The 12759-nt window shown below is 57.7% G+C and carries 13 protein-coding genes; 2 read left to right on the top strand and 11 right to left on the bottom strand.

What is annotated here, in order from left to right:
* Positions 1-46: 46 nt before the first annotated feature.
* From CKW23_RS19540 to CKW23_RS19525, 4 genes are all read right to left on the bottom strand, one after another.
* Positions 47-868, bottom strand: coding sequence for an aldo/keto reductase (locus CKW23_RS19540; protein ID WP_025259251.1), 822 nt, complete (start codon positions 866-868; stop codon positions 47-49).
* Positions 869-949: 81 nt separating this feature from the next.
* The gene (locus CKW23_RS19535; RefSeq protein WP_025259252.1) at positions 950-2581 is read right to left on the bottom strand and encodes a methyl-accepting chemotaxis protein; all 1632 of its coding nucleotides are present in this window, start codon (positions 2579-2581) and stop codon (positions 950-952) included.
* A gap of 401 nt (positions 2582-2982) precedes the next feature.
* The gene (locus tag CKW23_RS19530) at positions 2983-3588 is read right to left on the bottom strand and encodes a TetR/AcrR family transcriptional regulator (protein ID WP_025259253.1); all 606 of its coding nucleotides are present in this window, start codon (positions 3586-3588) and stop codon (positions 2983-2985) included.
* 98 nt (positions 3589-3686) lie between these two features.
* Positions 3687-4703 carry a 1-aminocyclopropane-1-carboxylate deaminase gene (locus CKW23_RS19525; RefSeq protein WP_095068161.1) on the bottom strand — a complete coding sequence of 339 codons (1017 nt, stop codon included), beginning with the start codon at positions 4701-4703 and terminating at the stop codon, positions 3687-3689.
* 165 nt (positions 4704-4868) lie between these two features.
* Here CKW23_RS19525 and CKW23_RS19520 point away from each other — a divergent pair, with 165 nt between their 5' ends.
* The gene (locus tag CKW23_RS19520) at positions 4869-5375 is read left to right on the top strand and encodes an Lrp/AsnC family transcriptional regulator (protein ID WP_025259255.1); all 507 of its coding nucleotides are present in this window, start codon (positions 4869-4871) and stop codon (positions 5373-5375) included.
* A gap of 6 nt (positions 5376-5381) precedes the next feature.
* Here the strand turns inward: CKW23_RS19520 and CKW23_RS19515 are convergent, their stop codons facing one another.
* Positions 5382-5861, bottom strand: coding sequence for a transketolase (locus CKW23_RS19515; RefSeq protein WP_095068160.1), 480 nt, complete (start codon positions 5859-5861; stop codon positions 5382-5384).
* A 226-nt stretch (positions 5862-6087) separates the two neighbouring features.
* On the opposite strand from CKW23_RS19515, the gene CKW23_RS19510 reads away from it, so the two are divergent.
* Positions 6088-6996, top strand: a complete 909-nt coding sequence (locus tag CKW23_RS19510; protein WP_025259257.1) for a DUF808 domain-containing protein — start codon at positions 6088-6090, stop codon at positions 6994-6996.
* Here CKW23_RS19510 and CKW23_RS19505 read toward each other — a convergent pair.
* The 6 genes from CKW23_RS19505 to alc all read right to left on the bottom strand — a co-directional run bounded on the left by CKW23_RS19505 (position 6926) and on the right by alc (position 12749).
* Positions 6926-7792: a phosphatase PAP2 family protein gene (locus CKW23_RS19505; RefSeq protein ID WP_025259258.1), complete on the bottom strand. Its 867-nt coding sequence runs from the start codon at positions 7790-7792 to the stop codon at positions 6926-6928. The genes CKW23_RS19510 and CKW23_RS19505 overlap by 71 nt on opposite strands.
* Before the next feature lie 21 nt (positions 7793-7813).
* Positions 7814-8503, bottom strand: coding sequence for a histidine phosphatase family protein (locus CKW23_RS19500; RefSeq protein ID WP_025259259.1), 690 nt, complete (start codon positions 8501-8503; stop codon positions 7814-7816).
* Positions 8504-8657: 154 nt separating this feature from the next.
* Positions 8658-9443: an outer membrane protein OmpK gene (locus CKW23_RS19495; protein WP_025259260.1), complete on the bottom strand. Its 786-nt coding sequence runs from the start codon at positions 9441-9443 to the stop codon at positions 8658-8660.
* 389 nt (positions 9444-9832) lie between these two features.
* Positions 9833-11128 carry a urate hydroxylase PuuD gene (locus CKW23_RS19490; RefSeq protein WP_025259261.1) on the bottom strand — a complete coding sequence of 432 codons (1296 nt, stop codon included), beginning with the start codon at positions 11126-11128 and terminating at the stop codon, positions 9833-9835.
* Between the two features lie 32 nt (positions 11129-11160).
* A complete protein-coding gene (locus CKW23_RS19485; protein ID WP_025259262.1) occupies positions 11161-11664 on the bottom strand; it encodes an ureidoglycolate lyase in 504 nt (167 codons plus the stop codon).
* Between the two features lie 89 nt (positions 11665-11753).
* Entirely contained in the window at positions 11754-12749 is a 996-nt protein-coding gene (gene alc, locus CKW23_RS19480; protein WP_025259263.1) for an allantoicase, read from the bottom strand.
* Positions 12750-12759 lie beyond the last annotated feature (10 nt).

Raw genomic sequence — 12759 nt, 5'->3', positions numbered from 1 at the left:
TTACATATTTGTGACGAATATTGCGGGTTGTTTCCAGGCCCGACGCCTAGACCATTGCCAGTGGCCGCTTGCGGGTCGGAACTGGCCAGGCACGGTCCAGATCGGCCAGATCCTGGGCCGTCAGGACGATTTTTTCGGCCTCTGCATTGAGGCGTATGTGCTCCGGATTGGTCGCCTTGGGAATAGCGATCATGTTCGGCTGGCGCAGCACCCAGGCCAGGCTGATCTGTGCCGGTGTGGCGCTGTGACGATTGGCGACTTCGTTCAGGGCCGGGTGGTAGAGCAGGTCGCCTGCCTGGCCGATCGGGCAGTACGCCATGATCGGCAAGTGCCGGTCATTGGCCCAGGGCAAAAGGTCGAACTCAATACCACGTTGCTCGGGGTTGTAGAGCACCTGATTGGTGGTGCAGCGTGGGTTGTCCAGCTCCATCATGTCCGACACATCGAAATTGGAGACGCCCCAACTGCCGATCTTGCCAGCCTCGCGCAGCCGCTCGAAAGCCTCGACGGTTTCCCCCAGCGGGTATTCACCTGGCCAATGCAGCAGGTAGAGGTCGATGTAATCGGTATTCATTCGCCTGAGGCTGGCTTCGCAAGCCTTGGGAATGCCTTGGCGGCTGGCATTGAACGGGTAGACCTTGCTGACCACGAACACCTTGTCTCGCTGCCCGGCAATGGCTTGCCTGACCACTTCTTCGGCGCCGCCGTCGGCATACATCTCGGCGGTGTCGATCAAGGTCATGCCCTGCTCGATGCCCATGCACAGCGCAGCGATTTCAGCCGAGCGCTGATGGCTGACTTCACCCATGTGCCAAGTGCCCTGACCCAGCACCGGGACGCTTTGACCTGCCAGTTCCAGCGTGCGCATACGACCCCCTGCAATAAATGGACAGGCCTCAGGCAACAAAGGCTGCACGAGGTTCCGTGCAGCCTGTCGAACATCGCGATGTTAAACGCGGAATTGTTTCAGCAAGCCATTCAACTGTTCGCTCAATCCTCGCAGATGCTGGCTGGCAGCGGTGGACTGCTCGGCGGCAAGGGCCGTACCCTGAGAGAGCTGCGCGGCCTGGGTGACGTTCTGGTTGATGTCATCGACCACATGGGATTGCTGCAGGGTGGCGCTGGCGATCGAAGCGTTGAGGCTGTTGAGGTTGCGCAAGGCCTGGCTGATGGACGTCAGGCTCTGGCCTGCCTGATTGGCCTGCTCGATGGTCAGTTGCGAGGAGCGGCTGCTGTCGCCGATCACCTTGACCGCTGCGTCGGAGTGACGTTGCAGGCGCTCGATCATGCCCTGAATCTCGGCCGTGGACTTCTGGGTCCTTTGTGCCAGCAGTCGAACTTCGTCGGCGACCACGGCAAAGCCACGGCCCTGTTCCCCGGCCCGTGCGGCTTCAATGGCAGCGTTGAGTGCCAGCAGGTTGGTCTGCTCGGCAATCGAGCTGATGACCTCCAGTACGCCACCAATCTGCGTGCTTTCGCTGGCCAGGGTCTGCATCACTTCCACGGCCTGACCGATGGTGCCGGACAGGTGATCGATCTGGCGCAGGCTGTTATCGATGTTGATCTGACCCTGTTGCGCCTGCGACTCGGCATCGCGCATTTCACTGGCTGCATGCTCGGCGTTCTTGGCCACGTCCTGTACGCCATAAGTCACCTCATTGACGGCGGTGGCCACCAGATCCATTTGCTGGGATTGCTGCTGGCTGCGCGCCTGAGCCTGCTCGGCGCTGTTGCCCAGATCGGTGGAGGCCTGACCCAAGTCTACTGCCGAGGACTGCAATTCCATGACCACGCTGCGCAGCTTGGCGGTAAACGCATTGAAGTGCTTGCCCAGTTGAGTGATTTCATCGTCGCCCTGGGTTTCCAGAGTGCGGGTCAGGTCGCTTTCCCCGCTGGCGATATTGGCCATGGCGCTGACAGTCAGGCGCAAGGGCAGGACGATGCTGCGCAGAATCAGGGTCACCAGCAGGGCCAGTATCAGCACAATGCCGATACTGAACATGATGGCCTGCCACATCTGTTGCTTGAACTCGGCAGCCACATCATCGACATATACGCCAGAGCCGATGATCCAGCCCCAGGGCTGGAACAGCTGTACATAAGACGTTTTCTTCACCGGCTCGCTGGCGCCCGGTTTTGGCCAGCGGTAGTGGATCAGCCCGGCACCCTTGCTCTTGGCCACGGCGACCATTTCATTGAACAGTGCAAAACCGTCCGGGTCCTTCACGCCCGAGAGATCCTGGCCATCGAGCTTGGGGTTGGCAGGGTGCATGACCATTACCGGGCGCAGATCGTTGATCCAGAAGTAGTCGTTCTGGCCGTAACGCAGGGCTTTGATGGTATTGAGAGCCTGCTGTTGCGCGGCTTCGCGGGTGAGGGTGCCAGCGGCTTCCAGGCCCTGGTAGTAATTCAGAATACCGCTGGCTGTCTGGACCACATGGGTGGTTTTCTCGGCCTTGGCCAGATAAAGGTCATCATGAATCTGCTTGAGCATGACGGCCGCGAGCACAAAGAGCATCAGCACAGAAACAATGAGAATCAGCCATAGACGGCGGCTGATAGATAAGCTGCGCATATTCATGATGTTCACCCTAATTCGTTGTTTTTTCTTTTTTTATGAGTCATCAGGCAGGTCCTTGCACTGACTCTCAACGCTATCTTCATGATGTCGGCTTAACATGACTAAATCTGAGACAACAGTCACGCTTTTTTAGACGTCGGCTGCATATAGCCAAAGGCTTACACGAACAGGCGCGATTGGCTCTATGCCAGTCATCATGGCAAAGGTAGGATCCAATTCAACAACTGCAGCGAAGGATCGATGCAGCGATAAGGGAAGATCGGCCATTGCCAGGAGGCTACTGACAGGATGTCGGGATGGTGTTGTGTGCAAAACGACCCGCTTCGGCGGGTTTCTTGCTTTCTGGAGAACGGTATTTATTCAAACAGGTAGCAAGTTCATTCGCGAAAAAGCCGCAAACATCAATCCGGCTCACACCCCTTGAGCACCAGCCTCAGAATGGTCTGGGTCGCCGCTTCATAGTCCGCATCCTCAAGCTTGTCCTTGCCGGTGACCGTCGAGATCTGCCAGTCAAAGTCGGCATAGGTCTGGGTCGCGGCCCAGATGGTGAACATCAGGTGATGAGGGTCCAGGGGCGCAATCTGGCCGCTGTCGATCCATGCCTGGATGCACTCGATATTGTGTCGGGCCTGGCCATTTAGCTGTTCGATCTGTTCGGGCGTCAGATGGGGGGCGCCGTGCATGATCTCGCTGGCGAACACTTTCGAGGCGAAGGGCAGGTCACGGGAAATCTGGATTTTCGAGCGGATGTAACGGCTGAGCACTTCCTTGGGAACGCCTTGGGGATTGAACGGCGTCGAGGCGCGCAGAATCGGCTCGATGATGCTTTCCAGCACCTCGCGATAGAGGTTTTCCTTGGACTTGAAGTAGTAATAGACGTTGGGCTTGGGCAGCCCGGCCTTGGCGGCGATGTCGCCGGTCTTGGTCGCGGCAAAACCCTTGTCGGCGAATTCTTCACTGGCGGCGCGCAGGATCAGTTCTTTGTTGCGCTCGCGAATACTGCTCATGACCCAGATTCCTGCACGGCGGGTGCGCATGGTAGCACCGTGCTCGCGCAAGGCTCAATGATGAGCCTTGCGCAGTCAAGAGGACGGCGTAGGAGCGATCAACCATCCTTGAACAGGAAGCTGTAGGCATTGAGTGCCGGTACGCCGCCCAAATGGGCGTAAAGCACTTTCGAGCCCTCGGGGAATTCGCCGTTGCGGACCATGTCGATCATGCCGTGCATGGATTTGCCTTCGTAGACCGGGTCTGTCAGCACGCCTTCCAGACGGGCGCAGGTGCGGATTGCATCCAGAGTGCCTTCGTTGGGCAGGCCGTATTCCGGGTAGGCGTAACGGGTATCGAGCACCACGTCATCGGCGGTGATCTCACGCCCCAGTTCCACCAGCTTGGCGGTGTTCTGTGCAATACGCAGCACTTGCTCGCGAGTCTGCTCCGGTTTGGCCGAGGCATCGATACCGATCACCCGTTGCGCACGGCCATCGGCTGCGAAACCGACCACCATCCCGGCATGAGTACTGCCGGTCACCGAACAAACAACGATGTAATCGAACTTGAAGCCCAGTTCTTCTTCCTGCTGGCGCACTTCATCGGCAAAGCGCACGAAGCCCAGGCCGCCGTAAGGGTGTTCCGAACAGCCTGCCGGAATCGGGAACGGCTTGCCGCCACTCTCGACCACATCGGCCATGGCTTTTTCCCAGCTCGGGCGGATACCGATATCGAAGCCTGCCGAATCCAGACGCACGTCAGCGCCCATGATCCGGGACATCTCGATATTGCCCACACGGTCGTATACCGCATCGGAGTAGTTCACCCAGTTTTCCTGGACCAGCACGCACTTCATGCCCAGGTGAGCGGCGACGGCGGCTACCTGACGGGTCTGGTTCGACTGGATACCGCCGATGGACACCAGGGTGTCATAACCGCCTTCGATGGCTTCCGGGATGAGGTATTCAAGCTTGCGCGTCTTGTTCCCGCCAAATGCCAGGCCGCTGTTGCAGTCTTCACGCTTGGCATACAGCTCGACCTTGCCGCCCAGATGCTCGCTGAGACGCTTGAGCGGAGTGATGGGTGAAGGGCCGAAGGTCAGGGGATAGCGCTTGAATTTGGTCAGGTTCATATCGAGTCTCCGTGGGAAGAAATATCCAGCGCGTTATCAACGTGCTTGCGATGGGACCTATCATAGAAAATCGATCAATAATCGTGGTTGCAAATAATTGTCTATTTAGGAAATGAAAGTTAGTCTCTGGAAATTGAAAATTAATTTTATTTCTTGAAAAGCACTATGAAAGCAATAAATGAACGAAGCAAAAAGCCGGACGCCGGTATTGCGCCGCTGCTCGACAGGATCGACCGGGCCATCCTCAAGATCCTGCAGCGCGATGCGTCCATTTCCAACGTGGCGCTGGCCGAAAAGGTCAAATTGAGCGCGCCGGCCTGCCTGAGGCGTGTCGAACGGCTCAAGGAAGCGGGCGTCATAAAAGGCGTGGTTGCGCTGCTCAACAGCGAAGCGTTGGACGCTGGGATGGTGGTCTTGATCGGCGTGGTGCTGGATCGCTCGACCCCTGAGTCATTTGCCCAGTTCGAGGCGGCAGCGCAGAAGGTGTCCGGCTGCATGGAGTTTCATGTGGTGACCGGGGAGTTCGACTATTTCATGTTGCTGCGCACCAAAGACAGCCAGAGCTTCAACCGGCTGCACGCCGAGCAACTGCTTTATCTGCCGGGCGTCAGGCAGATCCGCTCCTTCATGGGCTTGCGTCAGGTGCTTTCAACCACCCAGATCCCCATGTAGGCACGGTCAGGAGGGCGACATGAAATGATCCTGCAGGTAGTTCTTCACCAGATGCCGGGTCGCCGCCAGTATTTCTTCTACCTGTGAGTCCATCGAGGCCTTGGACGGGGTCTGTTCTTCCAGCTTCTCCAGCTCGAAAAAGTGCAGCTTGTGCCCGCACACCGAACCCAGCCAGGACAGATGCGCCCGATGGCTGGCTTCCACATCCAGCAGATGGCAGGTCTTGGGGATTGAACTCAGCAAGCCATTGGCTTCGCAGCTCGAAGGTTTTTGCGCACTGAAGGCCCGGTTTTCAGCATCGAGCCATTCCTCTTCCAGTTGGGTCGATTGCTTGATGACCAGATAAGCCACCTGTTCCCAGTCACTGATTTCGGTATTGAGTGTGTCGATGATGTATTGAGGCAGGTTTGCATTGGAAACGATGATGACGCCCGTCTCTTGAGAGGTTGGCTTCAGCCATTGTGCTCGTTGCGAATCGATATGCATGACAGCCCCTTATTGTAGGTACAGCGATCAAAAGCCCGGTTTCGCGATGCAACACTTGCGCCACACGCTCTGGTCAGGTCATTGATTGCTTGAGCGACTGCATAAAACGTTAGCGCATTGTGCCGGTCAGACACTGATATCGACGTACACACGCCATGTCTTGCGGTTATTGCTGTGATTCAATAGGCGCCGTTTTTGTTTCCCATTTTGTTCAAGGATATTGATTGTGGCTGCTGGAAGCTTGCTGACCCTGCTCGATGACATCGCAACCCTGCTCGACGATGTGGCACTGGCCACTAAAAAGACGGCAGGTGTGCTGGGTGATGACCTGGCCCTCAATGCGCAACAGGTCACGGGTGTCTCTGCCGATCGTGAGTTGCCGGTGGTGTGGGCGGTGGCCAAGGGGTCTTTGCTCAACAAGGCGATTCTGGTGCCGGCGGCCTTGTTGATCAGCGCCTTTGCGCCCTGGGCGATTCTGCCTCTGTTGATGATCGGTGGTGCCTACCTGTGTTTTGAGGGGGCCGAGAAGATTGCCCATAAATGGCTGCACGCCGACGCCGGGCAGGAACACGAAGAGCGCAAACAGGCTGCGGGCAATGCTTCCACGGACATGGTTGCGTTCGAGAAGGAGCGTATCAAAGGTGCGATTCGTACCGACTTCATCCTGTCGGCGGAAATCATTGTCCTGGCCCTGGGCGTGGTTTCAAGCAGGCCGTTCCTGGATCAGGTGGGCGTACTGGTGATCGTGGCCGTGCTGATTACCGTCGGCGTCTATGGGCTGGTGGCGGGTATCGTCAAGCTTGATGACCTGGGCCTGCATCTGAAAAAGAGCGCCAGTTCTGCCTCGCAAAGCATGGGCAACGGGTTGCTCTGGCTGGCTCCGGTCTTGATGAAAGCGCTGTCGATCCTCGGCACCGCCGCCATGTTCATGGTCGGCGGTGGCATTCTGGTGCATGGCCTGCCGTTCGCCCATCATTGGGTTGAGGGCATTACCGAAAGCGCGGCTAGCGCTGTCGGCGGTTTCTCCATCGTGGTACCGACTTTGCTGGATGCCGTTGCCGGCATCATTGCCGGTGCAGCACTGGTGGTAGTGGTAACTCTGGTGGGCAAAGTGTGGAAGTCGGCTCGGGGCTGAGCAGGTTCTTGCCCGGCTCAAGTGATGCTTGAAGTGCTGGTCGCCCATAGAAAAACAGGGCGGTCAGCAGCATCGTGAGCCAGACCAGAATGCCCGACCACAAGGTGTGGGACATGAAATGCCAGCCTTGCAGGACCCGCGTCGTGCCATAAACCATGCCTAGCAGCAGAACCCAGCCCAGCAACTTGCGGGCATGTCGCCAGCGGTAGCGGCGGGCGACGAAGTACAGCGCCAACAGAGTAAAACCGCTCGAGGCGTGACCACCGGGCCAGCAACGACCTTTGCCGGCTTCATGCAGCAGGTTGAAGTTCTCGAACCATTCCTTCTTTTCCTGAATACCGCCATACAGGGTTGTTTCAACCGGGCAGTAAACACTGGTGTGGCTCTTGAAGTAGTGAACCATGGCCGTAGTGATGGCGAAGGCAACCACCACGAAGATGAAGTCACGGCGGTGGCGTGCAAGAAACTTGAGCCCTGAGGCAATACGAAACCTCTCCAGCACTGCAATCAGGCGCTGATGTTTATCAGGTTTGAACAGTGGCCATACAAATGAAAGCACGGCACCGATGATTGCCAGTTCACCTGTCCAGTCCGGAATGATCCGCGGCCAGCGATGGGTCAGGTTTTCAAAAAAACGATCATGCTGGAACGGGAATACCTGGGTGACTGGGTCGTAAAGCAGGTTGCTGAGGGTGACATCCAGTCCGGTCAGGTCGAAGACGACAAAGACCAGAGCCGCCAGCAATAAAGGGATGCCGACATTCATCAAGTAGAAGCGATTTTTTAGAGTCTTCACGCGGCCAGGTTTCCTGATGGCTTATGGATGTTGCGGCATGACGAACTTCCAGTCCTGGGCATCGAGAAAGCCCAGAACCTTGGTGCTGTGATCTTCGGGATCAACGGTTACGAACAGGGCGCTGCCATAGTCGGGCACGGTGCGTGCCGAGACTTTCAACGACTTCTCCAACTGGTTGAAACACTCGCTGTGAGTGACCAGCACCATGTTTCGCTGATCGACTTTGTGTTGCTGCATGTCTTCCAGCATCGTGTGGCGACAGTTGCCCAGCCAGTCTTGAGGAATGCTCGCGTCTTTGAACGCAAAGACTGCGGTCTGGGCCGTGCGCAGCAGAGGGCTGTTGAAAATGTCCGTGTGGCTCAGATCAAGTGCCCTGAACGAATTGCCCAGTTCCTGTGCGACGAGTTGGCCTTTGCGGGTAATGCCGTCCGGTGGGCCAAGGCAGGGATTGGTCGAGTGATCGCAACGCTCGGCATGACGCACCAGAATGACCAGATCACCTTTGGCCCAGTGAGCCAGGATGCCCGCCTTGCGCAGGTTGTGGCCTTGTGCGAGGTCGAGCGGGCCAGAGGGCGTCCACAGATAGCTACCCAGCCAGACAGCCGCCAGCATCAGTGGCAGTAGCCACAGCGCTTTGGGGTAATGGGTAAGGTTTCGGTAGCCAGCGTGACTGGCAATGGCCAACTGGTTGTAGAGCGATTGAGTATTCAAGGCAGGTCGCCGTCACAAGGGAGGACTGGACCGCAGAGTAGGGTGCAGCAGGTCAATGACCGGTCAACGATATGTGAAAAAACAATTGTGGAAGAGGGGGCTCAGCGCTGGCGAGGCGGCACCGCAGTGCGACCTCGCCGATGGCTGCTTGTGATCAGAAGAACACTTTGACCAGCAGGCTGGCGGTGTTCTGGTCGGTATCGAAGGATGAAGTGTCCTTGATGCCGTACTTGTTGCTCCAGTAGTCGTATTCGATACCGACGTAGAGCTGTTTCTCCGGGAAGTTCAACGCCTTGCCCAGGTCGTATTTGATCTGTGGGTTGATGTGCAGGTTGGCGTGGTAGGTGCCACGGGCGTTCTTGTCGTTATCCACGACCCAGTCGATGAAGCCGTCGATGACCACATCGGACTTGCCCGCTGGAATGGTGTAGGACCATACCGGCGTGATCTGCCATACGCCGTCACCCGGGCGATTGCCTTCGGTCTGGCGCTGGTAGAAGTTCAACTGGAAGTAATCGAAGCCCGGGATGTTCAGGTCAAAGCCCGGACCGATCAGGTAAGACTCGTTATCGCCTTCGCCGAACTCATAGGTAGCCGCCAGCAGCACGTCCGAAATCGGGCCCAGTTCAAACTTCTGGCCGAAGATCTTGCCCATCGACAGGCGTGGCGAGAACTCACCGTAGTAAGTGTTCGGGCCGCTGTTCGCGTCTTTCTTGCCGTTGTAGAAAATCTTGTCGACGAAGAAGAAGTTGTCGCCGTATTTCCAGCCATCCGCATGTTCGAAGGTAAAGGTCTGTTGTATTTCCGGGTTGACCGTGAAGTCCCGACCGTTGAGGTAGGTCAGGCTGTTGGTCTGCCATTGCAACAGATCGCCGGCCGTGGCCGAGCCTGCGGCCAGCAGACTACCGGCCAGTAACAGGCTGGAAAAAGTACGGTTCATGCGGGTGCTCCCTTGAGATCGATAGTGGTTTTCGAGGTCGGCGTTCTGTGTGTGACGCCGTTTCTCTGGTTGTAATAAATTGTCTGCGTGGTCAGCTTCGTGATTTAGCAAAAGCTGAGCCAACCCCGTGAAAAAGCCACGCGGATACCTGAAACACTCGGCAATGGCCGGTTTCCGATGATTTTTACGGGATGCAGGACCTGACTGAACGGACAATTTCAGTTCAGGCCTGGCAATGGGCGGCTTTTAAAGCGGCGGCGGAGAATACTGGGTGGCGAGTGCCAGCTCAAGTGCTCCAGAGCGGAGCATGAGCGGCGAAAGTGGGGCGTTTTTCGCGGATGAATTCGCTCCGCTCATCTCTGTGGAGCGGATTCATCCGCGAAGAACGTTCAACGAACACTGGCCCCTTGATCGATCCAGGCGCCCACCAGGTCCCGTTCCTCCTGGGTCATCTGGGTGATGTTGCCTAAAGGCATGATCGGGGTGGTGATGGCCTGGGCCTTGATGCGCGGGGCCAGTTGCTGGATCTGTTCTGGCGTATCGAACATCACGCCCGCAGGCGCGGCGCTGAACAGGTTGCTGGTGGGGTTGGCCGAATGGCAAACGGTGCAACGTTGCTGGATGACCTCATGGACTCTGGCGAACCCTATTCCGGCAACCTTGGGGGGTTCTGCCGGCGCGGGCACGGCAACCGGTTCGGGGCGTTTTTCGTCGGCTCTGTAACCGCCCACGGCTGTGCCGGGAAGCGGCTGATACTCGATTTTTGCCGCCGCATCATGAGCCTTTTGCGGTTGCGCAGGGCCGGTGACGTAGGCCAGACAAATCATGCCCAGCGCCGCGAACGGCAAGGTCCAGAAGAATCTGTGGCTGTCATGTCGGGTATTGAAGTAATGGCGTACCAGCACCGCCAGCAAGGCAATCACCGCCAGGATCAGCCAGTTGTACTGGCTGCCATACGTGCTGGGAAAGTGGTTGCTGATCATGATGAACAGCACCGGCAGGGTGAAGTAGTTGTTGTGCCGTGAACGCAGCAGGCCTTTGGCGGGCAGAGCCGGGTCCGGCGTACGGTTCTCGGCGATGGCCGCCACCAGGGCGCGCTGCGCCGGCATGATGATACGGAACACGTTGCCGACCATGATGGTGCCCATGATGGCGCCCACATGCAGATACGCTCCACGCCCGCTGAACACCTGGCTCAAGGCGAAGGCCGCCGCGACCAGCAGCACGAACAGGATCACACCCAGCAGCGCAGGGCGTTTGCCCAGTGCCGAGTCGCACAGAAAGCTGTACACGAACCAGCCGACAAACAAGGAGCCAAGGCCGATATGCACGCCAGCGGCAGGCGAAAGGCTACTGCCCGGAGCCAGCAGATAAAGTGTCGGGTTGGCGTAGAACACCACACACAGCAGAGCGACCCCGGACAGCCAGGTCGAATAGGCTTCCCATTTGAACCAGTGCAGGTTCTCGGGCATGGTCGGCGGCGCGAGCTTGTACTTTTCCAGGTGATAGATGCCACCACCGTGGATGGCCCACAAGTCACCCGACAAACCGTCACGCGGGTTTGAGCGATTGAGGTTGTTTTCCAGCCAGACAAAGTAGAAAGAGGCGCCGATCCACGCCACGCCCACAATCATGTGAATCCAGCGCACGCCCAGATTCAGCCATTCCATCAGATGTGCCAGCACGGTATTTCCTTTTGCCTGGGGGCCAGGCCTTCCTATTGGTTTGGATCGAGCACCATCAACTGGCTCTCTTCAAAAAAATGCTCATCGCAGTTATTGCCGGTTCCACTGCGATCAACCACCAGGAAGTCATCCCGCTTTTCGATCGTCAGCACCGGATGGTGCCAGACGCCGCGATGGTAATTTACACCCTGCCTGCCGTTGGACACGAAGGCGCGGGTCAGCTCTGGATCAGGTACATCGCCAAGTGGCGCGACCACGATCAGAAAAGGGTTGCCGAGCAGCGGTATGAAAGCCTGGCTGCCCAGCGGGTGACGCTCCAGCATGGCAATGGTCAACGGCATCTCCAGTGCCTCGGCGCGAAAGATGCTGATGATTGCCTTGTCGTCAGGCGAGGCGGTTTCGACCTCGGCCAGACGATGAAAGCGCTGGGTCGAGCCGTTGTTGATCATGAAGTGAGCGCTGCCATCGGTTTCGATCACATCACCGAACGGGGCAAAGGCTTCTTTGGTCAACGGCTCGATAATCAGTTTGCGCATTACAGTCTCTCTGGGCCTGTAGGAGCGACTTCAGTCGCGAAGGGCCATCGCCGATTCGCGAATGAATTCGCTCCTGCGGGAGGGTGTGTTTATTTGGTTATTTTGCCCAATACTCGCAAGCGACTCACGCCGCCATCGGGAAATACATTCAGACGGATATGGGTGATCGGGCCGATAGCCTTGATCTGCTCGGCGAAGTCATGTTCGGCGTGCATGCTCAGTTTCTGGCTGGGCAGCAGTTCGCGCCAGAACAGGCTTTGGGTTTCGATCTGGCTGTCGGTGCCGCCTTTGACGAAGGCGCCCTGGATCGAGCAACTGTCCGGGTAGTTGCCTTTGAAGTGCAGTGTATCGACGATGACTCTTTCCACTTCGCCCGGATGCCCCAGCGCGACGATGACCCAGTCATTGCCCGGCGTGCGGCGGCGGGCGGTTTCCCAGCCGTCGCCCATGTTCACACCGCGACCAGGGTTCAGAATGTTGCTCATGCTGCCGTAGTGCTCGTCGGAGCAGGCAATGGCGCGACCGCCATTAAGCGCTGCGACCAGATCGATCTGCTCGCTATCGCTGACTTCGGACCAGTCACGGAAGGGGATGCCGTGCACACGCAGACGTGCCACGCCGCCATCGGGGTAGATATTGAAACGCAGGTGACTGAACGCCTGATCGTTGCTGATTTCATGGTAGTGATGGCTATTGCCTTGCAGCTCTACCGACGGCAGCACTTCAACCCATTGAGTGTTTTCATCAGGGTCGCCCGATGCCAGGAAGCAGGCTTCCAGCGAGGCGGAAGGCGGGAAGTTGCCGGTAAAGAACGAGGTGTCGATATCCACACCCTTGATGGTGCCTGCCACGCCCAGGCGGATCACCGCGCTGTCGTAACCTTCAAAGCGTTTGCGCCGCGATTCCCAGCCGTCCATCCATTTGCCGTTGTCATCGAACACGCCTTCTTTCCAGACCGCAGGGGTCGGCTGGAACAGGCGGTTGGCATCGGCGAACCAGTCATCGGTGACGGACAGGACTTTGGTCCCCAGGCGTGCGTCGGCCAGATTGACGAACTTCTCGAACGGTGCGGCGTAAACTTTCATTCTTTTTGTC

It is taken from the genome of Pseudomonas sp. Irchel 3A18, assembly GCF_900187465.1.
GTDB classification, from domain to species: domain Bacteria; phylum Pseudomonadota; class Gammaproteobacteria; order Pseudomonadales; family Pseudomonadaceae; genus Aquipseudomonas; species Aquipseudomonas cichorii.
This window is presented reverse-complemented; position numbering and strand designations above follow the sequence as displayed.

Bases quoted from the DNA above. Each gene is read 5' to 3' on its own strand.
- CKW23_RS19535 (WP_025259252.1), bottom strand. From the start codon at position 2,581: ATGAATATGCGCAGCTTATCTATCAGCCGCCGTCTATGGCTGATTCTC.
- CKW23_RS19520 (WP_025259255.1), top strand. From the start codon at position 4,869: ATGAAAGCAATAAATGAACGAAGCAAAAAGCCGGACGCCGGTATTGCG.
- CKW23_RS19540 (WP_025259251.1), bottom strand. From the start codon at position 868: ATGCGCACGCTGGAACTGGCAGGTCAAAGCGTCCCGGTGCTGGGTCAG.
- CKW23_RS19495 (WP_025259260.1), bottom strand. From the start codon at position 9,443: ATGAACCGTACTTTTTCCAGCCTGTTACTGGCCGGTAGTCTGCTGGCC.
- CKW23_RS19530 (WP_025259253.1), bottom strand. From the start codon at position 3,588: ATGAGCAGTATTCGCGAGCGCAACAAAGAACTGATCCTGCGCGCCGCC.
- alc (WP_025259263.1), bottom strand. From the start codon at position 12,749: ATGAAAGTTTACGCCGCACCGTTCGAGAAGTTCGTCAATCTGGCCGAC.
- CKW23_RS19485 (WP_025259262.1), bottom strand. From the start codon at position 11,664: ATGCGCAAACTGATTATCGAGCCGTTGACCAAAGAAGCCTTTGCCCCG.
- CKW23_RS19525 (WP_095068161.1), bottom strand. From the start codon at position 4,703: ATGAACCTGACCAAATTCAAGCGCTATCCCCTGACCTTCGGCCCTTCA.
- CKW23_RS19515 (WP_095068160.1), bottom strand. From the start codon at position 5,861: ATGCATATCGATTCGCAACGAGCACAATGGCTGAAGCCAACCTCTCAA.